This is a genomic window from Halobacillus sp. (assembly GCF_049282395.1).
Classification (GTDB): domain Bacteria; phylum Bacillota; class Bacilli; order Bacillales; family Halobacillaceae; genus Halobacillus.
The window spans coordinates 12,969-39,930 of the sequence record NZ_JBAPTY010000057.1; the positions used below are offsets into that span (position 1 = coordinate 12,969).

28 protein-coding genes and 1 tRNA gene are annotated in these 26,962 nt (G+C 42.8%); 2 read left to right on the forward strand and 27 right to left on the reverse strand.

Annotation, left to right across the window (positions count from 1 at the left end; all coding sequences use genetic code 11):
* Positions 1-65: 65 nt before the first annotated feature.
* Positions 66-986, forward strand: a complete 921-nt coding sequence (locus WAM07_RS02750; protein ID WP_422164573.1) for a ketopantoate reductase family protein — start codon at positions 66-68, stop codon at positions 984-986.
* 345 nt (positions 987-1,331) lie between these two features.
* Here WAM07_RS02750 and ltrA read toward each other — a convergent pair whose 3' ends face one another.
* The 12 genes from ltrA to WAM07_RS02810 form a co-directional block, all read right to left on the reverse strand.
* Positions 1,332-2,657, reverse strand: a complete 1,326-nt coding sequence (gene ltrA / locus WAM07_RS02755; protein ID WP_422164574.1) for a group II intron reverse transcriptase/maturase — start codon at positions 2,655-2,657, stop codon at positions 1,332-1,334.
* Positions 2,658-3,580: 923 nt separating this feature from the next.
* The gene (locus WAM07_RS02760) at positions 3,581-4,180 is read right to left on the reverse strand and encodes a nitroreductase family protein (RefSeq protein WP_422164576.1); all 600 of its coding nucleotides are present in this window, start codon (positions 4,178-4,180) and stop codon (positions 3,581-3,583) included.
* 92 nt (positions 4,181-4,272) lie between these two features.
* Positions 4,273-4,854: a YdcF family protein gene (locus WAM07_RS02765; protein ID WP_422164578.1), complete on the reverse strand. Its 582-nt coding sequence runs from the start codon at positions 4,852-4,854 to the stop codon at positions 4,273-4,275.
* Between the two features lie 89 nt (positions 4,855-4,943).
* Positions 4,944-6,230: a phosphopyruvate hydratase gene (eno, locus tag WAM07_RS02770; protein ID WP_014644232.1), complete on the reverse strand. Its 1,287-nt coding sequence runs from the start codon at positions 6,228-6,230 to the stop codon at positions 4,944-4,946.
* 14 nt (positions 6,231-6,244) lie between these two features.
* A complete protein-coding gene (gene gpmI / locus WAM07_RS02775) occupies positions 6,245-7,783 on the reverse strand; it encodes a 2,3-bisphosphoglycerate-independent phosphoglycerate mutase (protein WP_422164580.1) in 1,539 nt (512 codons plus the stop codon).
* Entirely contained in the window at positions 7,776-8,537 is a 762-nt protein-coding gene (tpiA, locus tag WAM07_RS02780; RefSeq protein WP_422164581.1) for a triose-phosphate isomerase, read from the reverse strand. Before tpiA ends, gpmI begins: the two co-directional genes overlap by 8 nt.
* Before the next feature lie 18 nt (positions 8,538-8,555).
* The gene (locus WAM07_RS02785) at positions 8,556-9,737 is read right to left on the reverse strand and encodes a phosphoglycerate kinase (RefSeq protein WP_422164583.1); all 1,182 of its coding nucleotides are present in this window, start codon (positions 9,735-9,737) and stop codon (positions 8,556-8,558) included.
* A gap of 179 nt (positions 9,738-9,916) precedes the next feature.
* Positions 9,917-10,924 carry a type I glyceraldehyde-3-phosphate dehydrogenase gene (gene gap, locus WAM07_RS02790; RefSeq protein ID WP_014644236.1) on the reverse strand — a complete coding sequence of 336 codons (1,008 nt, stop codon included), beginning with the start codon at positions 10,922-10,924 and terminating at the stop codon, positions 9,917-9,919.
* 35 nt (positions 10,925-10,959) lie between these two features.
* Entirely contained in the window at positions 10,960-11,988 is a 1,029-nt protein-coding gene (locus WAM07_RS02795; protein WP_422164585.1) for a sugar-binding transcriptional regulator, read from the reverse strand.
* 150 nt (positions 11,989-12,138) lie between these two features.
* Complete coding sequence (locus WAM07_RS02800) at positions 12,139-12,372, reverse strand: glutaredoxin family protein (RefSeq protein ID WP_422164587.1); 234 nt, start codon at positions 12,370-12,372, stop codon at positions 12,139-12,141.
* A 78-nt stretch (positions 12,373-12,450) separates the two neighbouring features.
* Positions 12,451-12,675, reverse strand: a complete 225-nt coding sequence (locus WAM07_RS02805; protein ID WP_422164589.1) for a hypothetical protein — start codon at positions 12,673-12,675, stop codon at positions 12,451-12,453.
* Positions 12,676-12,942: 267 nt separating this feature from the next.
* Positions 12,943-13,018, reverse strand: a tRNA-Arg gene (locus WAM07_RS02810).
* Positions 13,019-13,449: 431 nt separating this feature from the next.
* Between WAM07_RS02810 and clpP the strand changes: the two genes are divergently transcribed.
* The gene (gene clpP / locus WAM07_RS02815) at positions 13,450-14,073 is read left to right on the forward strand and encodes an ATP-dependent Clp endopeptidase proteolytic subunit ClpP (protein WP_269448406.1); all 624 of its coding nucleotides are present in this window, start codon (positions 13,450-13,452) and stop codon (positions 14,071-14,073) included.
* An 88-nt stretch (positions 14,074-14,161) separates the two neighbouring features.
* On the opposite strand, the gene WAM07_RS02820 is transcribed toward clpP, so the two are convergent.
* The 15 genes from WAM07_RS02820 to WAM07_RS02890 form a co-directional block, all read right to left on the reverse strand.
* Positions 14,162-14,416 carry an HPr family phosphocarrier protein gene (locus tag WAM07_RS02820; RefSeq protein WP_224894214.1) on the reverse strand — a complete coding sequence of 85 codons (255 nt, stop codon included), beginning with the start codon at positions 14,414-14,416 and terminating at the stop codon, positions 14,162-14,164.
* Between the two features lie 133 nt (positions 14,417-14,549).
* Positions 14,550-15,506 carry a DNA-binding protein WhiA gene (gene whiA, locus WAM07_RS02825; protein WP_014644243.1) on the reverse strand — a complete coding sequence of 319 codons (957 nt, stop codon included), beginning with the start codon at positions 15,504-15,506 and terminating at the stop codon, positions 14,550-14,552.
* 35 nt (positions 15,507-15,541) lie between these two features.
* Positions 15,542-16,495, reverse strand: a complete 954-nt coding sequence (locus WAM07_RS02830) for a gluconeogenesis factor YvcK family protein (protein ID WP_422164592.1) — start codon at positions 16,493-16,495, stop codon at positions 15,542-15,544.
* 3 nt (positions 16,496-16,498) lie between these two features.
* Positions 16,499-17,383, reverse strand: a complete 885-nt coding sequence (gene rapZ, locus WAM07_RS02835; RefSeq protein WP_422164594.1) for an RNase adapter RapZ — start codon at positions 17,381-17,383, stop codon at positions 16,499-16,501.
* A 17-nt stretch (positions 17,384-17,400) separates the two neighbouring features.
* Positions 17,401-17,868, reverse strand: coding sequence for an 8-oxo-dGTP diphosphatase (locus WAM07_RS02840; protein ID WP_014644246.1), 468 nt, complete (start codon positions 17,866-17,868; stop codon positions 17,401-17,403).
* A gap of 220 nt (positions 17,869-18,088) precedes the next feature.
* Positions 18,089-19,039, reverse strand: coding sequence for a thioredoxin-disulfide reductase (trxB, locus tag WAM07_RS02845; RefSeq protein ID WP_224894217.1), 951 nt, complete (start codon positions 19,037-19,039; stop codon positions 18,089-18,091).
* Between the two features lie 214 nt (positions 19,040-19,253).
* Positions 19,254-20,270 carry a tetratricopeptide repeat protein gene (locus WAM07_RS02850; protein WP_422164596.1) on the reverse strand — a complete coding sequence of 339 codons (1,017 nt, stop codon included), beginning with the start codon at positions 20,268-20,270 and terminating at the stop codon, positions 19,254-19,256.
* An 86-nt stretch (positions 20,271-20,356) separates the two neighbouring features.
* On the reverse strand, positions 20,357-20,980 hold the full coding sequence (gene hisIE / locus WAM07_RS02855; protein ID WP_422164598.1) for a bifunctional phosphoribosyl-AMP cyclohydrolase/phosphoribosyl-ATP diphosphatase HisIE: 624 nt from the start codon (positions 20,978-20,980) through the stop codon (positions 20,357-20,359).
* Positions 20,977-21,735, reverse strand: a complete 759-nt coding sequence (hisF, locus tag WAM07_RS02860) for an imidazole glycerol phosphate synthase subunit HisF (RefSeq protein ID WP_422164600.1) — start codon at positions 21,733-21,735, stop codon at positions 20,977-20,979. The genes hisIE and hisF overlap by 4 nt, the downstream gene beginning before the upstream one ends.
* A complete protein-coding gene (gene hisA, locus WAM07_RS02865; RefSeq protein WP_422164602.1) occupies positions 21,735-22,466 on the reverse strand; it encodes a 1-(5-phosphoribosyl)-5-[(5-phosphoribosylamino)methylideneamino]imidazole-4-carboxamide isomerase in 732 nt (243 codons plus the stop codon). The genes hisF and hisA overlap by 1 nt, the downstream gene beginning before the upstream one ends.
* A 12-nt stretch (positions 22,467-22,478) precedes the next feature.
* Positions 22,479-23,108 (reverse strand): imidazole glycerol phosphate synthase subunit HisH, encoded by a 630-nt coding sequence (hisH, locus tag WAM07_RS02870; protein ID WP_422164604.1) that lies wholly within the window; start codon positions 23,106-23,108, stop codon positions 22,479-22,481.
* A complete protein-coding gene (gene hisB / locus WAM07_RS02875) occupies positions 23,109-23,702 on the reverse strand; it encodes an imidazoleglycerol-phosphate dehydratase HisB (RefSeq protein WP_422164606.1) in 594 nt (197 codons plus the stop codon). It lies immediately after the preceding gene.
* Complete coding sequence (hisD, locus tag WAM07_RS02880; RefSeq protein WP_422164608.1) at positions 23,699-24,973, reverse strand: histidinol dehydrogenase; 1,275 nt, start codon at positions 24,971-24,973, stop codon at positions 23,699-23,701. The genes hisB and hisD overlap by 4 nt, the downstream gene beginning before the upstream one ends.
* Entirely contained in the window at positions 24,973-25,608 is a 636-nt protein-coding gene (gene hisG / locus WAM07_RS02885) for an ATP phosphoribosyltransferase (RefSeq protein ID WP_224894225.1), read from the reverse strand. The genes hisD and hisG overlap by 1 nt, the downstream gene beginning before the upstream one ends.
* The gene (locus WAM07_RS02890; RefSeq protein WP_422164610.1) at positions 25,601-26,785 is read right to left on the reverse strand and encodes an ATP phosphoribosyltransferase regulatory subunit; all 1,185 of its coding nucleotides are present in this window, start codon (positions 26,783-26,785) and stop codon (positions 25,601-25,603) included. Before WAM07_RS02890 ends, hisG begins: the two co-directional genes overlap by 8 nt.
* Between the last annotated feature and the right edge of the window lie 177 nt (positions 26,786-26,962).

Below are 26,962 nucleotides of genomic sequence, written 5' to 3' on the forward strand. Positions count from 1 at the left end.
ATTTTAAGTGTAGTCATCAAGCAGACGTGCTATCATAGAATTACAATTTATTGGAGGTGGAGGAAATGAAAATCGTTGTATTAGGAGCAGGCGCTTTAGGTGCATACTTTGGTGCACGCTGGCAAGAAGCTGGACATGAAGTCGTAAATCTTGTAAGAGAAGGAAGAGCAGAACAACTGGAGGAACACGGATTACAGTTACATAGTAAAATGGGAGACTATACCGTTCCCGAGCCGGTCATTGCCAGAGATCCTGAAGAAATTGAAGATGCTGACTTAGTCTTCCTTGCTGTCAAAGGCTATCATCTTCATGGGACCCTGGATTGGCTGAAGCAGTTGGTTCAAAAGGGAGCCAAGGTTTTCCCAGTACTAAATGGTATGGAGCATATTAGTATTCTTCAGAAAGAACTGGGTGAAGAAGCCGTGATCGGCGGACTTTCCTATATTATCGCAACGCTTGATGAAAAAGGACACGTTGTACATTCCAGCGAATTTCACGACCTTGTGTTCGGACCATTGCACCCTTCCCAGCAATCCATATGTGAAGAACTTGCTTTCGCTTGTAATCAGGCTAACCTTAACGGAAGCATAAGCCCCAATATTTTAGAAGATATGTGGAAAAAGTATATGTTCATTTCTGCTTTTTCAGGTATTACGACGGCTGTAAACCAACCAATCGGAGAAATCCGATCCTATCCTCAGACTTTACGTATTGCGGAACATGTTCTATTTGAAATGAAAGAACTTGCTAATGCTCACCAGGTAAGCTTAACAGATGAGCAGGCGGCGAAAGCGTTTGAAAATTTACGTAAACTTGATCATGACATGACTTCTTCCATGCATCAGGACCGGAGAAAGGGTCTGCCGCTTGAAGTAGAACATCTCCATGGTGGAGCTTTAAGACTTGGAAGTGAAGTCGGTTTGTCCATGCCTTATACGGAAACCATTCACGCCATGATTAAACCATACGAAACGTACCAGCAATAAACAAAAAGCAGTGTCTCCCATGAATGGGGACACTGCTTTTATTATCTCAATTATTGCTGCTTTTTATATACAGCTTATTAAGCAATAGGGCCGGTTACTGTAAGACTCAGTTTCGAGATAATTTGGATCCGTTGCCGAAAATTTGATAAGGGAGGCTGCGGAAACAACTCGCTTTCCTGCGGGGGAACTGGCAAGCCTCCTCAGTCGTTAACACTCCTTGTGGGGTCTCGTCTAGCTCCTTCTCCCGGTCGAGTAAGCGGGAGCCTTTCACTTGATGTGAAAGTTCCTCACTCCTCACAGAACCGTGCGAGCGGTATTACCGCACACGGCTCTTCCCATCACCATTCAGAGAATATAGTTGATGTGCTCTCTCAAATCATAGATATTCACTTTAAGGCGTGGTCGAGGTAAAGGGTACTTTTCGAGGAATAAGTTGAATTGATCCCAGCGAAACGATTTCCTTTGACTTCGACGATTCATCCACTTAAAGAGGAGGCGTTTCACAATGTCAAGAAAGGTATCGACTGACTTTAGATTATCGGTGATACAATAATAATTGTAGTAGCCGTGAAGCGATCGCCGAAGGCGAGCCATGATGACTTTAATATCCGTCGTCCGATGAGCTTTCAGCCAGTCTTTCTGCTTCTTCAGCTTCGCCCCGACTTTCTTACGGCTGCTTTTGCGCTTCACACGAAAGTTCCCTTTCCGGCTTTTCCCGCAGTAATGCGTAAAGCCAAGAAAGTCAAAGGTCGAGGGTTTCTTACGACCCTCTCGTTGGCTATCTTTCTCGGCATACCGACCGAAGGGTAAGATGTTGGTTTTATCTTCGGCGATTTTCAGATTGAACTTGCGCAACCGTTGGACGAGGGCGGTATAGAATCCTTCGGCCTCACTTTTGTACTGAAAACAGCACACAAAGTCATCGGCATAACGCACCATGTACGCGTGTCCTTTGCATCGTTGGCGATAGACATCGAACCATAAATCCAGGACGTAATGAAGATAAACATTCGCGAGAATGGGCGAAATAATCCCGCCTTGTGGGGTTCCTTGGTCTGTATGAATATACTTCCCTTCCTCCATGTATCCGCCCTTTAGAAAGCGGGCGATGATTCGGAGGAGATTCGGATCGTTGATCCGGTGTTTGAGAAACGTCATCATCCATTCATGGTCCACATGATCAAAGAATCCCTTAATATCTGCGTCCACCACGTAGTTGATGAGGCGCTTTTCCAGATATACGTTTAGAATCTTTAATGCATCATGACCGTTCCGGTTGGGACGGAAGCCAAACGAACAGTCAAGGAAGTCCTGTTCATAAATCGCATTCAGAATCTTCGCGATGCCGCGTTGAACAATTTTGTCTTCATGGTCCGGGATGCCTAAGGGGCGCTTCTTCTTCGAACCGGCTTTATCTATATAGGTCCGCCGGACCGGAACCGGGCGATAGGCTTTCTTCTTCATGCGCGCTACGAGGTTTTGGATGTTATCATCTAGTTTGGCATCATAGGCCTCTTTGGTCACCCCGTTCAAGCCGGTGGCTTTTCCATTAGGAAGTTCCCTGTGACATTGTTTGAGATTATCCTCATTAAGTAAATGAACGAGCGCCGTGAACTTCATGTCTGAGTGAGCCTGCGCTAATTCTCTTATCCTTGTCAGTTTCGTTTCCATTTCAAATTCCACCTCAGTGTGTAGTAAATGTTTCTCTTCAAAGGTTGATGACGGGTAGCGGCCTTTCCTCCGTCAGCATTACCCGACTTCTCAGGTACTACGCCGCTATCCGACTTCCTTTAGGCATTTGACAGTCCTCACTTTATTATCGTTTGTCAGTCATTACTCTTTTCGAGACCTAAAGGATCTCCCGAGTTGCCGTAACTTATCAATGTCTAACGTGCCGAGGTCATCGACTCCGAGGAAGGAGTTACTCTCTTGCCATTTTGCGATCTGTAACTCTGTGGCTTTCTGCGCTCCCGAGCGCATCAGCCTTCCTAAACTAGACGAATTTCGAAGCTTTTTTCCCTTCAACCCTCTGGCTTACGGCCCATTATCTAGCTGTCTACGCTTAAAGGCAGATGTCACCATCTGCCCACAAAGACTCGCTACGAGTGAATGGCTAGTTCTTTCTCGACGGGCATCCCACCCGCTATAAGTTACGACCTATGCTCGGTCGCTCCGGGAGTCTCGTCGTTTCCTCCGCCACCCCAGCCATTTCATGTGAACGGACCCTGCCAGTAGAAAAAAGTGGGAACCTTAAATCGGCTTAAATGCTTCTATAGCGGCGTTTATACCCTGAAGAGACTCGGTACTCAGCGTTGATCATATAGGTTATTCTTCCTCATATGAAGGCCTTTACGTAAAGGATTTCGAGCTCTCCATGATCGCAAAGGGGCGAAATGGACCGGCGAAGACTCCTGCGGGATGAACATGTCAGGTGAGGCCCCGGAAGGAGTCAGCCTGAGGAGACTCAGCGCATGCCCGCGGAAAGCGAGTCGTTCCCCTGGAGCCCCTTTCTCTACAAAACATCTCGGAACTGAGTCTTCAACAATCCGGCTCTTTAGCTTAATAAGTCTCTTATAAGAAATCAAGAATATCCTTTAATAGACCCTATTTGTAAAATTGTAATTAAATAACGTATATTTGTCTTCCATAGAAGTCCTGGGCTTAGCTTTTGGCACTTTCTCCGGATACCCCATTTGAATGACTCCTATCAATTTATGTAAGACTGGATTAAGGCCGACACCTTTTATGAATTCTGCATCATGTAAGTAGGGACTAGTGGTCCACAATCCTCCGATCCCTTTTTCCCAGGCCAGCAACTGAACATTCTGGATAAAAGCGCAGACGGCTGCATAATCCTCTTCGTATTTGTGCTCATTTGCGTCCTTTTCCATGAAAATTAAAGCGTGGTGAGGGATATTCTCTAGAAACTCATGAATCCCCTGCTTCATCCGTTGAGATTTTTCCTTGCTATATCCTTCAAAGAAGCCCTTTCTTGTATAACTTTGTAAAACTAGATTAGCATACACTTGTTTACCTTCTTCCTGAAACATATAAATGTTCCACGGCTCTTTCATACGGTGAGTCGGGGCCCATGAAGCGGATGTGAATATTTCTTTTAACAAACCTACAGGTACTTCTTCTTGCTTAAAATCGTGAATGGACCGCCGATTCTTAATAGCTTCTACCAACTCCATGCCATCCCCCCTTCTTTTTTAGACACTGTGAAATGTGGTTCATATATTGAACATTAGGACTCTTAGTATAAGACATTAAATAGAGCCTTCCTTTAAGGAAACAAGTTTGTAATTTGATATCCCATCAAGTACGCCCACTCTCTTAAAAAGAACGGTACTTTCGTTTTAAGTGTCTCATAAGCTGAATATTGTGTGGGTACACCCGTAACATCCATCCCCTGACTTTCAGCCTCTCCCGCAGCTCTCTTAAGATGAAATTGATCACTTACAAGCAGATAGGAATCAATTCCTTTACGAGAAGCTACTTTCTTTGCATTAATTAGATTTTCTTTCGTTACAAGCGAATGTTTTTCAATTAAAATTGCTTCCTTTGGTATTCCATTCTTTACCGCATATTCTTTGCCTACTTCAGCTTCTGAGGCTGCCGCTTTTTGACTTCCGCCCCCGGTAAATATTAGATAATCCACTTTATCATCCTTATAGAGTTCGAGAGCTTGCTTTAAGCGTCCCTTAAATACAGGACTTGGCTCTCCATTCCATTGCGCAGCACCAAGTACTATGGCAGCATCTGCATCAGGTATATTCTCCTCTTCCCCGTATGTCCATAAGCTATATCCTGTGTAAATAGCATACACAACTATAAGAATTGAAATTATTTTTAAAAATCGCCGCATCGTTTAATGTCTCCTACTCTTCGCTGACTATTAACCATCATATCACAGAAAAAAGCCTCTCTGAATAATCAGAGAGGCTTGAGTTAAAATTATTTATTCAAGTTGTAGAATGCTTTTCCACCTGCGTACTCAGCAGTTCCAAACAGCTGGTCTTCAATACGAAGAAGCTGATTATATTTCGCTACACGGTCTGTACGGGACGGAGCACCTGTCTTGATTTGCCCTGCGTTTGTAGCTACGGCAATATCAGCAATTGTGGCATCTTCGGTCTCGCCAGAACGGTGGGAAATAACAGCTGTATAACCTGCTCGCTTGGCCATTTCAATCGCCTGGAATGTTTCCGTGAGCGTTCCGATTTGGTTCACTTTAATAAGGATAGAATTACCTACACCCTGTTCAATGGCACGTCCAAGTTTTTCAGTGTTTGTAACAAACAAGTCGTCACCTACGAGTTGTACACGGTCGCCAATTCGATCGGTAAGCAGCTTGGTTCCTTCCCAGTCGTTTTCGTCAAGTCCATCTTCAATGGATACGATCGGGTATTTGTTTACAAGCTCTTCATACCAGTCAACCATTTCTTCAGAAGTACGTTCAACGCCTTCGCCTTTCAAGTTGTACTTGCCATCTTCATAAATTTCAGAAGACGCTACGTCCATTGCAAGCTTAACTTCTGAATCAGGTTTGTATCCTGCTTCTTCAATCGCTTCAATAATAGTGGAAAGGGCTTCTTCATTGGATTTAAGGCTTGGAGCAAACCCGCCTTCATCACCAACACCTGTATTATATCCTTTGTTCTTAAGCACTTTCTTAAGAGAGTGGAAGATCTCTGCACCCATGCGAAGAGCTTCTTTAAAGGTCGGAGCACCAACAGGCATAATCATAAATTCTTGAATATCTACGTTGTTATCCGCATGCTCTCCACCGTTTAGGATATTCATCATTGGAGTAGGAAGTGTGTTGGCCGTGAAGCCTCCAAGATATTTGTATAGTGGAAGACCTACCACGTCAGCTGCTGCATGAGCTACAGCCATTGATACACCAAGAATAGCGTTAGCACCTAGTTCTCCCTTATTTTCAGTACCATCAAGCTCGATCATCATTTGATCAATAATCACTTGTTGAGTAACGTCCATTCCAAGCAGGTTAGGAGCAATTTTCTCGTTCACGTTCTCCACTGCTTTTTCTACACCTTTTCCAAGATAACGATCCTTGTCACCGTCACGAAGTTCTACAGCTTCATATTCACCAGTAGAAGCTCCGCTTGGTACAAGTGCCGTACCAAATGCGCCGGATTCTGTATAAATTTCAACTTCAACAGTTGGATTACCGCGAGAGTCTAATACTTCACGTGCGTAAACGTCTGTAATAAATGGCATTTAAATTCTCTCCCTTATTTTTTAATTAATGACTGACCTGTCATTTCTTCAGGCTGTTCAATGTTTAATAACTCCAGAAGGGTTGGAGACAAATCTCCCAGTACTCCTTCTGTGCGAAGCTCAGCACCTTCTTTAGTAACAATTACAGGTACTGGGTTAGTAGTGTGTGCAGTCATAGCATCTCCATCCGGAGTCGTCACTTCATCTGAATTACCATGGTCTGCTGTAATAATTGCATGACCGCCTTTTTCATGGATCTTGTCTACAATCTTACCTAAGCATTCATCCACAGCTTCAATAGCTTTAATGGTCGGCTCAAGCATGCCGGAGTGCCCAACCATATCCGGGTTAGCGAAATTCAGGATAATTGCATTGTGCTTTTCAGCATCTAACTCGCCTAAAAGGGCGTCTGTAACTTCATAAGCACTCATTTCAGGCTGCAGATCATATGTCGCTACTTTTGGTGAATCAATGAGGATCCGTTCTTCTCCATCAAATTCATTTTCACGGCCGCCGCTCATAAAGAAGGTTACGTGCGGATACTTCTCCGTTTCAGCAATGCGCAGCTGTTTCTTATTGTTATTCGCTAGTACTTCTCCAACTGTATTTTTAAGATCTTTTGGTGGAAAAGCGATCTTGCTGTTAACTGCATCGCTATATTGAGTCATTCCTACAAAGTAGGTGTTCTTCGGAGCATCTTCGCCTCTATCGTAACCATCAAAGTCATCATTAGCGAACGTTTTAGATAGTTGAATTGCACGGTCAGGACGGAAGTTGAAGAATATAATGGAATCTTCATCGTTTACTGTACCTTTAGCCTCACCGTTCTCATCTGTTAGGACTACTGGTTCGACAAATTCATCATAGACTTCTTTCTGATAGGAGTCTTCTACTGCCTGAAGAGGGTCCTCATACTTATGACCTTTACCATAAGCAATAGCATCATAAGCCAGCTTCACTCTTTCCCAGCGGTTATCACGGTCCATGGCATAATAGCGCCCTGAGATCGTCGCCAGCTTACCAACACCAATTTCTTCTACTTTATCCAATGTTTGTTGAATATAGGTCTTGGCGGATTGCTGTCCCACATCACGTCCATCAAGGAAGGCATGAATATAAACCTCTTCAACGCCTTCATTTTTGGCTAGATTAAGTGTTGCGAACATGTGGTCAATATGGCTGTGAATCCCACCATCCGATAATAACCCGAAAATATGAAGGGCTTTATTTTTCGCTTTAGCATTTCTTACTGCGTTTAGCAAGACTTCATTCTCGTAAAACTCACCCTCGCGAATGGAAAGGTTAATACGAGTAAGACTTTGATAAACCACACGTCCAGCCCCGATGTTCAGGTGCCCGACTTCTGAATTCCCCATCTGTCCCTCTGGAAGACCAACAGCTTCCCCGCAAGCAATTAGCTGAGCGTGAGGAAACTGGTTCCAATAGCGGTCGAAATTAGGTGTATTCGCTTGTTTAACTGCGTTGCCTTTTTCTTCATCCCGCAGGGCATACCCGTCGAGAATAATTAAAGCTGCTAAATCATGATTACTCATGTTTACCTGCCTCCACAAGTTTTAAGAAAGAGTCTGCTTCAAGGCTCGCTCCTCCAACTAATGCTCCGTCAATATCAGACTGGGAAAGCATTTCATCAACATTAGCAGGCTTTACACTGCCGCCATATTGAATACGTACTGCATCAGCAGCATCCGCATTTACATAGTTGCTGACCGTTTCACGAATGTGAGCACAGACTTCATTAGCTTGTTCTGCAGTAGCCGTACGGCCTGTACCAATAGCCCAGATCGGCTCATATGCGATAATGACATCGGCACATTGCTCGTTTGTAAGTCCTTCAAGAGCTTTTTTAACTTGAGATTCTACATGATTCATAGTTTGATCTGCTTCACGCTGATCAAGCGTTTCCCCTACACAGATAATGGGAGTAAGTCCATGTTTAAACGCAGCGTGAACTTTCTTATTTATATCTTCATCAGTTTCTTTAAATACTTCACGACGCTCAGAGTGGCCGAGAACTACATACGTGACACCAAGTTCTTTAAGCATTACAGGGCTTACTTCCCCTGTGAATGCACCACTTTCTTCAAAGTGCATATTTTGAGCGCCAATCTTTAAGCTGGTCCCTTCAGTTTCTTCTACTAATTTCTGAAGAAACGGGAACGGGGCACATACAACGGATTCCACTTTATCAGAAGATGGGACCTCATTCTTTGTCGTTTGAATAAAATCTTCCGCTTCGCGGTGAGTTTTGTTCATTTTCCAATTTCCTGCAATCACTTGTTTACGCATGTCTTCTTCACCTCTCCTTTATTTATCGTTTAGCAATGCGACACCTGGAAGCTCTTTGCCTTCCATAAATTCAAGGGAAGCTCCGCCTCCAGTTGATACATGATCCATATCGTCTGCATAGCCGAATTTCTCTACTGCTGCTGCAGAATCTCCACCACCGATAACCGTGTAACCCTTGGTTTCAGACAGAGCATTCGCTACAGCTTTTGTTCCATTCGCAAACGTTTCAAGTTCAAATACGCCCATTGGTCCATTCCAGATTACCAGTTTGGAATTTTTGATTACTTCAGCATATTTCTCTCTTGTTTTCGGACCAATGTCAAGAGCTTCCCAGTCAGCTGGGATATTGTCAATGGATACTATTTCGGTGTTCGCTGAATCAGAAAAGTCATCTGCAACCACCACATCCTCAGGCATAAGGAAATCTACACCTTTTTCTTCAGCTTTCTTCATATACTCTTTCGCTGTTTCGATCTTATCTTCCTCTAATAAAGATTTACCGATTTCGTAACCTTGAGCTTTTACGAAGGTATAAGCAAGTCCGCCACCGATAATTAAATGATCTACTTTATCAATCAAGTTGTCGATTACACCAATTTTATCTTTTACTTTAGCCCCGCCAATTATAGCTGTGAACGGGCGATCTGGATCGGAAAGTGCTTGTCCCAGCACATTAATTTCTTTTTCCATTAGAAAACCAGCTACTGCAGGCAGATGCTCAGCTACACCAGCTGTCGATGAATGAGCACGGTGAGCAGCACCGAAGGCATCATTTACATAAAGGTCTGCCATGTCAGCGAATGCTTTTGATAATTCCGCATCGTTTTTCTCTTCACCAGGATGGAAACGTACGTTTTCGATTAGAAGAACTTCGCCGTTATCCATTTCAGAAATGGCTTTGTTTACTTCTTCTCCATGTACCTGATCTGTTTTCGTGACGGTTTGTCCAAGCAGATCACTTAGACGTTTCGCAACGGGATCTAATCGAAGTTCTTTAACGACTTCGCCTTTTGGTCGACCAAGGTGACTGGCAAGAATAACTTTAGCTCCATTCCCAGACAAATGCTTAATGGTTGGAAGAGCCGCTTTAATTCTAGTATCGTCTGTAACTTCTTCCCCGCTCATAGGAACATTAAAGTCCACACGGCAAAATACAGTTTTTCCGTTTACCTCTACATCACGAATGGTTTGCTTATTCATGAAATGACAACCTCCTTGGTTTGTATTCAGGGTAGATTAACCTGCCTCTATGTACGTTTCCACTTCAGTTTCCCGTGAAAACGCTAGAGCAGCAAAATCTCTGAAAACATGGATAAAGGAGGAGGACATGAGACCCCCTCCTTTACTAACTGTTAATACTATTCAGTATCTGTTTCTTCTTACAAGCCTTGGTTTTTAAGATAAACAGCCAAGTCTACACAACGATTGGAATAACCGAATTCGTTGTCATACCAAGAAACAACTTTAACCATATTGTTTTCAAGAGCAAGAGTGGACAAACCATCAATTACAGAAGAGTTCGTGTTTCCATTATAGTCAGAGGAAACAAGAGGCTCATCACTGTAGCCCAGGATGCCTTTAAGCTCGCCTTCAGCTTCTGCTTTAAGAGCTTCGTTTACTTCTTCAACTGTTACATCTTTTTCAAGCTCAGCAACGAAGTCTACAATAGACACGTTTGCTGTTGGTACACGCATAGCCATTCCGCTTAGCTTACCATCAAGCTGTGGAAGAACTTTCGCTACCGCTTGAGCAGCACCAGTTGTTGTTGGAATAATATTTTGAGCTGCTGCACGGGCACGACGGTAGTCTTTATGAGGCAGGTCAAGAATTTGCTGATCATTCGTGTAAGAGTGAACAGTCGTCATCATACCGCGTTTAAGACCGAATTTTTGATCCAATACTTTTGCATATGGTGCCAGGCAGTTTGTTGTGCAGGAAGCATTAGAAATGACGTGATGAGAATCTTTGTCATATTGATCTTCGTTAACACCCATTACTACTGTCAGGTCTTCTTGTTTTGCTGGTGCAGAAATGATTACTTTCTTAGCGCCTGCATCCAAGTGTTTTTTAGCATCGTCACGTTGAGTGAAACGGCCTGTAGATTCGATTACTACGTCTACACCAAGGTCGCCCCATCCAAGCTGAGCCGGGTCTTTTTCGGAAAGAACTTTAACTTCTTTACCGCCAACGATCAGGTTGTCCCCGTTTGTTGTAACTTCTTCATCAAGAGTACCGTGAACCGTGTCATACTGAAGCAGGTGCGCAAGCATGTTAGCATCCGTCAAGTCGTTCACTGCTACTACTTCTACACTTTCATTTTTCAAAGCAGCACGATAAACGTTACGTCCAATACGGCCAAAACCGTTAATACCAATTCTTACAGTCATGTAAAATTCCTCCTTGGATTCTATGCATTATATATTTAAAGGGAAATTCCCCTTATTAACTCTTTCGCCGCACCTTCATCGGTGATAAGAACATTACTCTGTCCCGGCTTAAAATAGGAAGCAATAGCCTGGGCTTTTGAACGCCCTCCAGCTACGGCAATCACATGCTCTGCATGCTTTAGATCTTCTAACTGAAGCCCCACCGTTCTAACTTTATGAACGATTTCACCTTTTTGATTAAAGTAATAACCAAAGGCTTCTCCCACGGCTTCACGACTTTTAATAAGACGCAATTGTTCGGCAGAAGTTTTCCTTCTTTCAGCCATCATTACAGCATCCCCTACACCGTGGATAATAATTCCTGCTTTCCGGATAATCTCGAGTACTTCCTTTATAGAGGGTTCCTCGATAATGGTCTTATAAGAATCCTCACTTAAAGGATCGGGTACATAAAGTAAGCGATAATCCCCTTTGGCTTTTTTAGCCATTTCAGCGCAAATGGTATTCGCCTGATTTTCCACTCTTTCCCCAAGACCACCGCGTGCAGGTACGTAGAGACATTCATCTGCACCTTGAAACGGTGTCATCATTTCAGCTACTGCCGCCATAGTCGTTCCACCAGTAATGCCTATGGTTTGGCGGGGGATCAACTGGTCTTTTAAATAATTGACGCAAGCTTTTCCCATTTCGCTTTTCACCCAGTCAAGGTTATCACTATCACCAGGAACAACCACAGTATAGTCTAGGTTTAATTTATCCTTTAATTGCTTTTCTAAAACCTTTATCCCTGTAACTTCTTTAATGAATTCAGCTAATTGCTCCAGAATGTTTTGACCTTCATAGGTCAAATGCATTCCGCGGGAAGTAATTTCTACAGAGCCTTGCTTGTTTAAGAAGTCCACTTCACTGCGAACAGTACGCTCCGCTAACTCTACGTTTTCCGCCAGAGCACGACGTCCTACAGGCTGCATAATCTGGATGTAATACAAAAGTTTATAGCGTTGCTGCATTACATCAACCACTTCAGGAAAAAGTTTTTTTTGTAAGTCAATTAAGTCTCGCATGGAAAAACCCCTTATGTTAAAAACCATCGATTGGGCCGGATCTCGTCCCGGGTAGTCACATTATGTCCCGCTCGGAGCAAAAAAAACATCTCTTTCACTAGTAATATTAACAGTGAGAATGTGGAGGCGCAAGCAGAAGTGAGTGAATTTTTAATGTAAGCGTTCTTCTATAGCTGTATAGGTAATAGAACGATAGTCTAATTCAACTCCATTAACTTCAAGGACCGGAATTTCAAATAAATACTTTCTCATTAGTCCATCATTTTGCTCAATATCAATTTCTTGCACCTCAATTTGATATTCCCCGGAGAGCAGCTCAACTAAACTACTGATCTCCTCACAAAGCGGACACCTTTTCTTTACATATAAGGTTATATTGTTCACGCTGTTCCTCCTTTCCTGCTCTGAACCGAATTAAGCAATCCGTTCTCTATTATACATAGACGAAGAGCATGCACCAGTTCAGGATGCATGCTCTTCATTATCATAAACGCCATTATCTATTTTCAGTTTTCTCTTCTGTAAAAAATCGGTTAATTGTTCATAGGCATTATTCCTAGGTGTTCGCTTCAACGATTCATAATTAAAGGATAGCTTTTGCTGATGCTGCATATCGAACACGTGAATCCGTCTGTCCTCAGAAATTTGCTCAGTCGACAACATTTTATAACGGATTAAGTTTGTCATAAATACCCCTTTTCTTTGGCAAAAACGTCAAGAAACGGCAAGTGCATGAAATAATAATAACATAGAAACCAAAATAAAAAAATTACATTGACATAACAAACAACTTACGATTATCCGTATAATTTTGTTTCACAATTGTTTAAGTTATTCGCTCTTATAACTTGACAAACGCTATTAATATTTCAATATATTAAACAAACAGTATAACACAAAAAACGCCTTTCCGAAAGAAAGGCGTTTTTTGTGAATAATTATTTCATTTAATAGCGCGCCCGAGAGGATTCGAACCTCCGACAGACGTAGAACCGGAATCTACCGCTCTATCCAACTGAGCTACGGGCGCAAAATGACATGCAATATATATTATATGAAGAATAGTTGAATATTGCAAGGTTTTTTTATTATGTGACTACAACAACCTGCGAATTAAGTTAAGAATTGGGAGCAGCCCATCCAATAAGGTGAAATTTCAAAGAAGCTGCTAGAATCCTTCGAAGAAACTTCCACGGAAGAGGAACAGAGGAGATGAGACACATGAAATCTCTAACCCTGAGTTCGTTTGCTATATGATTTGCCAACACCCATTCCCATAAACCAAAGTCTTTAGCTAAACGATCCTATCGAAAGCTTCATAAAAAATAAATCTTTATTTAGTAATAAAAACCATACACTCTACGTTTATCCAAAAATATTTAGGGAATGATGGTATAAGGAATTCTACGAAAAAGGTCGATCGTTTTTGTTTGACCTTTATTGACCTTAATTGTATGATAAATGTATTCCATCATAACTAGTGATGATAAGGAGGAAATCACAATGAACTTAGTACCTACAGTTATTGAACAAACAAACCGAGGAGAGCGTGCTTACGACATATACTCCCGTCTATTGAAAGACCGGATTATCATGCTTGGCAGCCCGATCGACGATAACATTTCCAACTCCATTGTAGCTCAATTGCTATTCTTGGCCGCTGACGATCCGGACAAAGATATTTCACTATACATTAATTCACCTGGTGGTTCGATCACATCCGGTATGGCTATTTATGATACGATGCAGTTTATCAAACCAAACGTGTCTACCATCTGCACAGGTATGGCAGCTTCAATGGGTGCTTTCCTGCTAAACGCTGGTGAACCAGGCAAGCGTTATGCCCTTCCAAATAGTGAGGTTATGATCCACCAGCCTCTAGGCGGCACACAAGGTCAGGCTTCCGATATTGAAATTCACGCTAAACGTATTATTAAAATGCGCGAGAAATTGAACAAAATTCTTTCTGAACGTACAGGTCAGCCTTATGAAGTGATCGAACGTGATACTGATCGTGATAACTTCATGTCTGCCCACGAAGCTGTAGATTATGGATTGATCGACAAAGTTATGGAGAAATCTTAATCTAATACTTATCCGCTGTGTATTTTACACAGCGGATTTTTTATGAGCTTATTTTAATTTTTAAGTTCATTCTTTCACAAATACAGGTTTACTTTTCCTTCACAAATTCGTGAAGCTGTTCCATTGCAGTTTCCTCATCGGAACCATCTGCAATCAATTTAATACTTTCACCCGTACCCACTGCAAGACTCATTAGACCCATAATGCTTTTGGCATTTACCCGCTTGTTTTCCTTCTCAATAAATATATCACTGCTGAAGCGATTAGCATGTTGAACAAATTGAGCGGCCGGCCTTGCCTGTAACCCTGTTTCTAGTTCAATCTTTATATCCCGTTCTATCAATGAATTCTCTCCTCCCTTACTTACTTATTCCACCACCGAAAACGCATTCATAAAAACCGAAAGAAAACGCTCCCGATCAATGAAAGCGTTTTTAATTATAGTTCATTATAGCATGAATTAAAGTGGAGAAACATTAATTTCTTGTGTTTTCTGTGACTTCTCCTCTTCGAACTTTTTCAGCAAATTCATCTATTTTACGCAGCCGGTGGTTGATGCCTGATTTGCTTATCGCGGCTCCTGAAACATATTCCCCAAGTTCTTTTAAAGAAACATCCTGATGTTGTAAACGCAAAGAGGCAATTTCCTGAAGCTTATCAGGTAAAGCTTCCAGACCGACGGTGCGCTTAATAAATTTAATATTTTCTACCTGTCGGAATGCTGCTCCTATCGTTTTATTTAAATTAGCTGTTTCACAATTCACTAAACGATTGACAGAATTCCTCATATCTCTAACGATCCGTACATCTTCAAATTTAAATAATGCTTGATGGGCTCCAATATTACTGATTAGTTCAGTAATTTTATCGGCTTCTTTTAAATACGTAATAAACCCTTTTTTTCTTACCAGGGTACGAGCGTGCAGCCCAAAACTATTCATCAGCTGACACAACGCTTCGTTGTGTTCCTCATCAGAAGAATAAATTTCGAGGTGATAGGAGGAGGTTTCTGGATTATTGACCGAACCACCTGCTAAAAATGCCCCTCTCAGGTAGGCACGCTTGCAGCACGTATCATTTAAATACTTTTTAGGAATTTCCGGATTAATAGACAGGGGACCTTTCAGGATTTCCAGGTCATGCAGCACCTGCTCAGCCTTTTCAGAAAGACGTACAATGTACACATTGTTTTTTTTCAAGCGCATTTTTTTTCGAACCAGCAGTTCTACTGGATAAGGGTACAATTTTTTAATTAGCATATACGTTCTTCTTGCTATGGCTGCATTTTCCGTTTGGATATCCAATATATAATGACGGTTGGAAAAAGAAAAAGTCCCGTTCATTCTAATTAATGCTGCTAATTCTGACTCCATACAGCAAGCATCTGCTTCTACGTTGGTCAGTTCTTTTTTTATCTCTGATGCAAATGACACAGCTGGACACCTCCCTCTGGCAGAAAGCCCCTCCATTAAAGCATCGAATGCAGTAATTGAGTAAGCTTATCTGTATCATGCCGCAACATGGCTTGACTTTCATCTATAATATCTTCTTCCACTACTTCAATTCCCATTGACTTAATACGCTCTATGTCATAAATAACGGGTTCAGCATTTTCTTTCGCGTAGGCTTTCTTTACTTTTTGTTCAATCGGCTGGTTATGAACCACGATCGAGTTAATAACCCCTCGACCTATGTGATCAAATAACGCCTTCAAGTGGTCTCCAGCGGTATATCCTGAGGTTTCCCCTTCTTGGGTCATAACATTACAGACATACGTGACTTTTGCTTTCGTATCTCTTAAAGCCTGACCAATTTCAGGAATAATAATATTAGGAAGAATACTTGTATAGAGACTCCCAGGTGCGATCACAATTAAATCCGCTTCCTTAATTGCATTCACAGCTTCCGGAAGCGGCTGAACAGGTGTAGGACTTACAAACACCCTTTTAATTTTTTTCTGTTGTTTAGGAATGCTCGATTCCCCTGTAACAATGGTGCCGTCTTCCATTTCTGCATGTAAATTCATGGAGTGATTCGCAATAGGATAAATGTGCCCTCTTACATTTAAAACACGCGAAATTTCTTTAATCCCCTGATAAAAATCTCCAGTCATGGATGCAAGAGCAGCAAGAAGCAAATTACCCATGGAATGACCAGACAACCCGTTCCCATCTGCAAAACGGTGCTGGAAAAGATCCAAAAGCATCGGCTCAGCATCTGATAAGGCAGCGACTACATTTCGAATATCTCCCGGTGCCGGTATAGCCATTTCATTACGAAGTTTTCCCGAGCTTCCTCCATCATCTGCTACAGTTACAATGGCAGATAAGTCAATTGGCAGATTTTTAAGTCCCCGAAGAAGTACAGGCAGGCCTGTGCCTCCGCCTATAACCACGACTCGGGGTGTGGCTGTATGATCCATCCTTTACAAACCCTTCCTTTTATCAATATCTCTATGGGTCACGTGTGTCACGTAATCATTAGAGAAATACTCTGATAAATATTCTGCCAGTGCCACAGAACGGTGCTGACCGCCCGTACAGCCTATGGCTATAACCAGCTGGCTTTTACCCTCCCGTTTATATTGCGGAAGCATGAACTGTAGTAAATCTTTAAGCTTCTCAAGGAACTTCTGCGTATCTGACCACTTGAAAACATATGAAGAAACTTCTGTAGTGAGACCAGTAAGCGGCCGCATGTGTTCTACGTAGTGGGGATTAGGCAGAAAACGAACGTCAAACATCAGGTCGGCATCAATCGGCACACCATATTTAAAGCCGAATGAAACCATTTGGACAGAAAATACCTGCTGCTCACGCTGGCGATAGCCTTCCACAATGCGTTCACGAAGTTCTTTTGGTTTTAAAGAAGTCGTGTCAATTAAAGTTTGTGCGCGTCCGCGTAACTCATCAAGCATTTCGCGTTCTTTACGAATCCCTTCCAGTGGAAGTCCTTCTTTCGCTAAAGGATGAGATCTGCGCGTCTCTTTATAACGTGATACTAGCGCTTGGTCTTCAGCATCGAGAAATAATATCTGCTCGTGGATCCAGTCTTCTTTACCGAGCCGGTCTAATGAATCAAAAAGAGAGTCAAAAAATTCCCGGCCTCTTAAATCCATGACTAGTGCGACACTTTGAATGTTATTAGTAGAATCCTTCATCAGTTCCAGGAATTTAGGAAGCAAGGCTGGCGGAAGGTTGTCCACACAAAAAAAACCGAGATCTTCAAAGCTTTGAACAGCCACGGTTTTCCCTGCCCCTGACATTCCGGTAATAATCACTAACTGAGTATTGTTCGCTTCTTCTTGCATCCTCGATCGCTCCTCATTTAGTCAGGTCGTGACGGATCCATATCCTTATCAATTAGCTGGAAATCCGTCGTATATACAAATGTTCCATAAATTTGATCATCGCTATTTAAGATGTGTTTAAATATATGGCGGTCTCCCTCAGCCATTGGTTTACCGAGCACCTCATCAACAGGTACCCATTCGAGTTCGCCTTCCTCACTCGTCTCAAGGAGATTTCCAGAAGCAGAGGTGCAATGAAAAGTGAACATCATCCATTCTTGAACTGTTTTTTCACCTTCACGCATAACAAAAGTAAACGATCCTCTTAATTCCGGCTCGTTAATTTCAAGTCCTGTTTCTTCCTTAAATTCACGGATAGCTGAATCTTTAATATTTTCACCGTTCTCCATTTTACCACCAGGCGCTACATACCAGCCCCTTCTCGGCTTTTTCAACATTAATATGGAGTCATTCATTCTTAAAATACAATTGGCTACACGTTGCAACTTACAGTCACCTCATTTTCTTTCTAGAGGACATCATCCCTCATTATACAATGAATATGTCAGAAGCTACAATATTATAATTCGAAGCACAAAAAAATACACAGGTGATAAGCACCTGTGTTTAATAGAGATATCTAATAAAAGGGGGTCAATTAATAAACTACATTGTAACTTAATTTTATATCATAGGTGTTACAGTGCAGTTAATTTAAAGTGATTTTTAGTTGACCATTTTCAGCTCTTCTAATAGGTTCTCAATATAATGCTGAGCAGATTGTGCAGCAATACTGCCATCGCCTGTAGCTGTTACGATTTGACGCAGTTCTTTTTCACGGATATCCCCTGCAGCAAACACACCCGGCACTTTCGTTTCCATTTTTTCATCTGTTTCGATATAGCCTTGATCATTCGTAACACCGAGGCTTTCAAATGGCTTACTTAATGGAATAAGACCAATATAAATGAACGCACCATTTGTATTAAATTCATACTCTTGATTTGTTTTCTTATTGTGAAGGTTCACGCTGCCTACTTTGCCATCCTGTTCATTAATGGAAGTCACAACGGTGTCCCATATGAAATCAATCTTATCGTTATCAAAAGCACGATCCTGAAGAATTTTCTGAGCGCGAAGCTCATCACGGCGGTGTACAATCGTTACTTTGCTGGCAAAGCGGGTTAGATACACGCCCTCTTCTACCGCTGAGTCTCCTCCGCCTACAACCACGAGCTCTTTATCGCGGAAGAATGCGCCATCGCATACTGCGCAGTAGGATACGCCGCGGCCGCCTAATTCTTTCTCTCCTGGTACACCAAGCTCTTTATATTGAGCCCCTGTTGTAATAATGATAGTGCGCGCTTTATATTCTTTTTTACCTGCTTTAATTGTTTTATACTCTTTTCCATCGATTACTTCTTTGATATCTCCGTAAGCATATTCAGCTCCGAATTTTTTCGCGTGACCAAACATTTTATTAGAAAGATCTGGTCCAAGAATGCTTTCGTAGCCCGGGTAGTTCTCTACATCTTCCGTGTTGGCCATTTGCCCGCCCGGTATTCCGCGTTCAAGCATTAGAGTATCAAGGTTAGCACGGGAAGTATAAACGGCTGCAGTCATTCCTGCTGGACCAGCCCCTGCGATAATAACGTCGTAAATACGATCTTCCGTCATCCGTTATCAGCTCCTTGTTTCAGTGTGTGTCCTGATGCCTTCATTCATTTCATGTACATATCATATTAAAACAAATAAAAACCGTCCATTAATGTGCTTATCATCTGATATAGATAATGAGCGTTTTTTTCTATAAAGCTACAAATTTCGCCATAAAAACAAGCGGTCACTTCCAAAAAAAAGAGGCCAGCTGATGTGACTATTATTTTTAAGATCAGTATTTTTTCCAGGGACCCTCTTCTTTACTCAAACTCGGAAATTGCTGGCACCCTTTTTCCCATAATTCTAAAGCCTTAGAAGGATTACCGGTATGATAAACCGAAATACTGTACCATTTATAATAAACTCGTCTTCTCGTAACCTGACGGTCTTTCAAATTGTGAAAGCGGTCCACAGCTTCTTCGTAAAAGCCTGCTCTTGCCAGCGTCTCAGCGACAGCTAATTTTTGCTGACTGTGCATGGGGTAGACATTGCGCAGAAGTTGAATATGAAGCAAAGCTTCTTCCCTGTTCCCCTGCATAATAAGGAAGGCAGCGAGGTTTACGTGGCTGTGTATATTTTCAGGTTCATTTTTCAACCATTCTTGTTCAATTTCGATGGCTTCCTGCTGGTCCCCGTTCATGAACAGCGCATAAGCGTACTTATGCTTCGCCATCTGAAAGTCAGGAAAGAGCTGCATCATTTCTTGTAACAAGCTTAACGCCTGTTCCCACTCTTCATGTTCAAGGTGATAGAAAGCAGTCTCTTGATAAATCAATAAATCATCTTCATCATCAAAAGCCCACTCATCATCATCCTCTTCTTCATCCACTGACTCAAGCATTTCCAGAAGCTGCTTGGATGCTTCCTCAAATTCTCCGTCTTCGGACTGTTCAAGATAGGTTTCGGCATATTTTTTCGCATCACTTAATAAGCCAAGATGAGCATAGTTGTTGGCCATCAAATAGTAACAATCCACATATTCTTTTCCGAACCGGGCCAGTACTTCCGTCAACAGTTGGTTAGCCGCGTGATACGAACCGATTTCCGTGTACACAACAGAAAGCTGGCAGGTATAAAGTGGTTCGTCAGGTGCTGCTTCTATTGCTTTTTTAAGCCACTTCACGGCCACATTGAATCGACGCTTCTGAAACGCCTGAATTCCATGGGTGAAATAGAAGTTTCCAGATGGCAAAAAAGGGATAATATTCGTATTTTCTTGAGCAGCGGTGCTATTTAGTGATGTCGTCATGAGCGTCCCCCTATTTCCGTTACAAATCTCACTAATAAAGCAGTATAACATAGAAATGTGTTATGAAATAGGAGATTTAGTAACTTTTAAGAGTGGCGTTCTTCCAGAACCGTCAGTACGTCATCAAGCGGGACTCCACGATCAGTCAAAATGACAAGTAAGTGGAAAAGCAGGTCTGCTGATTCGAGGGCCATTTCTTCTGGATCATCATTCTTAGCTGCAATGATAACTTCTCCCGCTTCCTCTCCAATTTTCTTGGCAATCCGGTCTACGCCTTCACTAAATAGTTTGGCTGTATAAGAACCTTCCGGAAGTGTAGATTTCCGTTCGGCAAGTGTACTTTGCAACTGATCCAGAATTTGATAGCGATTCTCTTTCACCTGTCCTTCCGTATCGGTCAATGATTCCGAGAAGCAGCTGTAATCTCCTTTATGGCATGCAGGTCCGTTTGGAACAACCTGCACGAGTAAAGCATCCTGATCACAATCGAAATGGATGCTCGTTACTTTTTGTGTATTTCCAGAGGTTTCTCCTTTATGCCACAACTCTTGACGGGAGCGGCTGAAAAAAACGGTTTCCCCAATTTCCAATGTTTTTTCTAATGATTCTTTACTCATATAGGCCAGCGTCAGTACAGCCTTTGAACGCGCATCCTGCACAATAGCAGGGACAAGGCCTTGTTCATCGAATTGTAGATCATTTACATTCATCTCACGATTACCCCTTTCTCCTTCAAATATGCTTTCACATTCGCAACAGACGTTTCTTTATAATGGAAAATCGAAGCAGCTAAAGCGGCATCCGCATCGACTTCTGTAAATACATCATAGAAATGTTCACTGGACCCAGCTCCGCCTGAAGCAATGACTGGTACGTTGACGACCTCCTGTACTGCCTCCAATAAAGGAAGATCAAAGCCTGTCTTTTCACCATCTTTGTTCATAGATGTCAGTAGAATTTCTCCTGCTCCACGGCGGACAGCTTCTTCAGCCCATTCGGTCACTTTCCACTCTGAAGGGGTACGTCCTCCGCGGGTATAGACACGCCATGTTCCCCATTCTTCATCAAAACGAGCGTCAATCGCAACCACAATACACTGGCTGCCGAAATAATCCGCTCCTTCTGTAAGCAGTTCCGGTCGGTTCACCGCTGAAGAATTTAAAGAAACTTTATCCGCTCCGTTTCTTAATGTTTCTTTTATATCTTCGATTGAGCGGATTCCTCCTCCAACTGTAAATGGAATCGCAAGCTCTGAAGCTACCGAGCGAACGACATCAATCATCGTTTTCTTTCCTTCATGAGTAGCTGAAATGTCTAAAAAAACCAGTTCATCCGCTCCTTGCTCGTCATAAACCTTGGCAAGCTCTACAGGATCTCCGGCATCACGAATATCGACGAATTGAATCCCTTTCACTACTCGTCCTTCCTTCACATCCAGACATGGAATAATTCGTTTGGATAACATCAGCTTTCCTCCAATTCAAGAGCTTCAGAGAGCGTGAAACGATCAGTATAAAGAGCTTTTCCAACAATGGAGCCGATAACGTGACGGCCCTGGTAGTTCTTGAGTATTTCTAAATCGCTCAGCCCCTGGATGCCTCCCGAAGCAATAACATTAACCTTTGTTTCATCCGCTAATCGAACAATTTCTTTTAGATTAGGCCCAGACAACATGCCATCTTTCGCAATATCGGTGTATATAAATGTCCTTGCTCCTGCCTCGGCTAAGTCACGGCCTAAATCAACCGCCTGTATTTGAGAACTCTCAAGCCACCCTGCTGTAGACACATAGCCATCTCGTGCATCGAGCCCGATGACGATACGCTCTCCATAATTACGAAGAAGGGATTTCGTTAATTCTAGATCACGAACGGCAAGTGAACCGATGATCACTCGATCTACTCCCTGGTCCAAATAAAAACGTACATCTTCTTCGCTGCGGATCCCTCCGCCAATCTGTATATGTGAAGGCAATTCCTTCGCTGCACGAAGCACGTGCTCCGCATTTTTTCTTGAACCTTCTTTCGCTCCGTCAAGGTCGACCATATGAATCCAGGAAGCACCTTTATCGGAGAACTCACGGGCCACTTCATATGGGTCATCCCCGTACACCGTTTCCTTATCAAAGTCTCCCTGCTCCAGGCGGACACACTTTCCATTACGCATATCAATTGCTGGATAAATTGTAAAACTCATCTTAAAAACTCCTCACTGTTTGACCATTACTTTGCAAAAATTCTCTAAGAGCTGCATGCCGGCTCTCCCGCTTTTTTCCGGGTGAAACTGACTTGCTACCAGGTTATTTCGACCTACAATGGCCGGTACTTCCAGGTGATAATCGGCTGTTGCATAGAGGATAGATGGATCAGGGGTCTGTGCGACAAAGGAGTGAACAAAATAAACATATTCTTCTTTCACGTCGGAAAGCAGCGGCTCTTCCGGCTGAAGCAGGTTCATCTTATTCCAGCCCATATGAGGTACTTTATAGGATTTCCCCTGTTCATTCACTCCTGGAAATCTTACAATTTTACCTGGAAAGAGACCCAGCCCTTCGGTTTCTCCGCCTTCGTCACTGGATTCAAATAACAATTGCATGCCCAAGCAAATACCGTAAATCGGGACACCCGCTTTGACTTTTTCCTTTATAAAAGGGATGAAGCCGTGTTCTTCCAGTGCTTTCATAGCATCCGGAAAAGCACCAACACCCGGCAGAATGTAGCCATCACAATTCTCAATCTCGGCAGGACGTTCACCAAATTTATATGGAACTTTCAGACGCTCTAAGGCTTTAGAAACACTGAATAGATTTCCCATCCCATAATCTATAATTCCTATCATTTATAAACTTCCTTTCGTACTTGGCACCCCATTGACCCTGGGGTCAATTTGAGTTGCTTCATCAAGCGCACGAGCAAGTGCTTTAAACATGGCTTCGACAATATGGTGCGTGTTATGTCCATGATGAAGAACAATGTGAAGGTTCATTCTTGCTTCTACCGCAAATTTCCAAAAAAACTCATGTACATTTTCCGTATCAAAGGTACCCAGACGGTCTTTAGGTAACTCCGCTTTCCATTCCAGATGCGGACGGTCACTAAGATCCACCGCTACTGTAACAAGTGTCTCATCCATAGGAAGGGTCATCGAACCATATCTTTTCATGCCAAATTTGTCTCCCAGGGCTTCCCGGAAGGCCTGCCCCAGACAAATGCCGATATCCTCAGTCAAGTGGTGATCATCGACTTCCACATCCCCATGTCCTTTAACGGAAAGATTAAATAAGCCATGCTTTGCGAAAAGCTCGAGCATATGAGCTAAAAATGGGACCTGCACATCCAGATCTGCTTTACCAGAACCATCGACGGAAATGCCAAGTTCAATGTTCGTTTCTCTCGTTTTACGTACAATTTCAGCGTACCTTTCACTGGTCATGTCCATCTCTCCTTCCGCGTATCAATTGCCCTTGCGTGAGCTTCTAATCCTTCCAGCCGGGCATAACGGGCGATCTTGTCCCCATGTTTCTTCAGTGCCTCTTCACTGTAGGAAATAACACTCGACTTTTTAAGAAAATCGTCAACATTCAAAGGACTGGAAAAACGAGCTGTACCGTTTGTCGGAAGTACATGATTCGGCCCGGCAAAATAATCACCCACAGGTTCGCTGCTATAAGGTCCAAGGAAAATAGCACCAGCATTTTTAATTTTACCTAAGTGTTGAAAAGGTTCGTCTGTTACAATTTCCAAGTGTTCAGGAGCAATTTCATTTATTGTAGTAATAGCTTCGCCCCACGTTTCGCATAAGAGGATCATGCCGTAATCCTCCACGCTTTTACGGGCAATTTCAGCACGAGGCAAGTCCTCTAATTGATTTGTAACTTCTTGCTGAACCTGTTCGGCAAGCTGCTGACTCGTTGTTACAAGTACACTAGAAGAACGTGCATCGTGCTCGGCTTGAGACAGAAGATCAGCGGCTACTTCAGAAGCAACAGCGGTGTCATCAGCCAAAACAGCAATTTCACTGGGACCGGCAATCATATCAATGTCTACATCTCCGAAGACTTCCTTTTTCGCAAGTGCCACAAATACATTTCCTGGTCCAGTAATTTTATCTACTGCAGGAATGGTATCGGTCCCATAAGCCAGGGCAGCAATCGCCTGAGCTCCGCCGACTTTATAAACGTCCTCAACTCCAAGGATATGAGCGGCAAGTAGCACACCATCTGGAACCTTACCATCTTTTCCAGGGGGAGTGACCATCACGATCCTCTCCACTCCCGCTACCTGAGCCGGAATCACATTCATAAATACAGAAGACGGATAAGCTGCTGTGCCTCCAGGTACATACACACCGGCCGCTTCAATAGCGGTGATTTTCTGGCCTAAAATTGTACCATCCTCTGATGAATCAAACCAGGACGCAGGTCGCTGTTTTTCATGAAATCTGCGTATATTGGCGGCTGCTTCTTGAAGAATCTCTACAAATTCCCCATCAAGCGCTTCGTATGCTTCTTCAAATTCTTGTGGTGAAACTTTGTACTGATCAAGCTTTACCCCGTCGAAGCGTTCTGTATAATTAAGGACAGCTTCGTCCCCCTGAGCTTTCACATCAGCAATAATCGCTTGAACGATTTTTCTCTGTTCCTCTGTTCCTTGCTCCACTCGGCGACGTAATGATACACGGTCACTTTTTTGAATAATTTTCATTATTTTATTCCCTCCATGACGTCACTGAGGTTTGTCACCATGTGCTCAATCTCTTCACTTTTCAAACGATAGCTAACCGGATTTACAATTAGCCGAGACGTGATATCAGCAATCTTTTCATATTCCACCAGACCATTCTCTTTCAAAGTCCTGCCTGTAGAAACAATGTCAACAATTCTATCGGCCAACCCGATTAGCGGGGCCAGTTCTATTGAACCATTGAGCGGAATTATTTCAATTTGCTCGCCCTGTTCACGAAAATAATCGGAAGCCACCTTCGGATATTTAGTGGCAATTTTGGGTGCAATCCGGCTGAGAGGCTGGTCCGGTACACCTGCAACGGCTACGTAACACGGACTGATTTTTAAATCGAGTACTTCATAGACATCACGATCCTGTTCCAGAAGCACATCTTTTCCAGCAATCCCAAGATCAGCAGCCCCATATTCTACATAGGTAACTACGTCCATCGGCTTGGCCATCATCACACGAATATTTTGCTCAGGGAATTCAAGGATAAGCTTACGGGACTCTTCAAGATCTGCTCCCAAGTCATAACCGGCCCTTTTCATCAGCTCAGCTGCTTCCTCATATATCCTGCCTTTTGGCATAGCGATTGTCAGACGTTTATTCACCCTGAACACCTCCTACCTGAGTAAAATCAATTGTAGTAGCTAACTGTTCGTAAAAAGCAGGAAGATCCGGTATTTGATCTACGTGCTGTAGAAGAACCGCATGTCCTTCTTTTCGGTATTCATCTGCCTTTCTTTTTCCCTTTGCATACGAATCGTCGTCTACAATAATACCGATTCGTTCATCCTGGTCCTCAAGATCATTCAGTGCTTCTACCAGGCGCTCTAAATGGACGGCAAAACCTGTAGCTGACGCATTCAGTTCAAAGGATGGGAGCAGGGTGTCATAGCGTCCACCGTTACAAAGCAGAGCACCCAGATTTGGTGCATAACCTTCGAAAAGAATGCCGGTGTAATATTCCATATGGCTGATCAAGTTTAAGTCAAACTGAATGTAATCTTCTACGCCGTTCACTTTTAATAATCGATAGAGCTGTTTCAATTCATTGACTGCCTGCATACACGATTGATTTCGGGCCAGCGAACGACTGGCTTCAAAAATTTCTTCTCCGCCTCGAAGAGAGAGCAGTTCAAGCAGCGCCTGTTTTTTATCTTCGGAGATAGATAACGACTTCACACATTCTCTAAATCCGACATAATTTTTTCTATATAAGTAATGAAGCAGGGTTTCCATCGTGTCTTCATCATCTCCGAGAAGATCACTGAAAAATGCTTTCACATATCCAATGTGACCGACGGTAATGACAAAATTATCGAGACCCGTCTGTTTAAGTGAATCTACAAGCAGGGCAATGACTTCCGCGTCCCCATAAGAGGAGTGGTCTCCAATCAATTCTGTTCCTACTTGCTCAAATTGTGCAGGTTTACCACCTTCAGCCTGCTGTGCACGAAAAACAGGACCGTCGTAAGCGAGACGCAGTGGAAACTCTCCGTTCTTTAACTGCGAAGCGGCTACACGAGCAATAGGTGCCGTCATATCCGGTCTGAGTACAAGTGTGTGACCTTGCTGGTCCAGGAGCTTGAATAACTGTTGATCAAGCGTTGCACTCACTTTTCCTACTGTATCGTGATACTCCATAAGTGGTGTATCCATAAATGAGTAGCCATATGACAAGATGGCTTCAGATAACTGCCTTCTCGCTTTCGACTTTTGATTATAAAAAAAAGGGAGCGTGTCGCGCATCCCCAGTGGCTTTTCAAACATTAACCGTTTAACCAATGGTATTCATTCCTTTCGACAAATCCTTTAGCTTGCTAATATGCTAACAAAATAAAGATACAGCGTCAATGCTCAATCCTTTCCTTATGTTCCCCTCCTTATCATAGCAGAAACAATAGTTTCGGTCTTACTTAAGAGGTGAGGATGTATAAAGAATCACAATAAATACCTTTATAA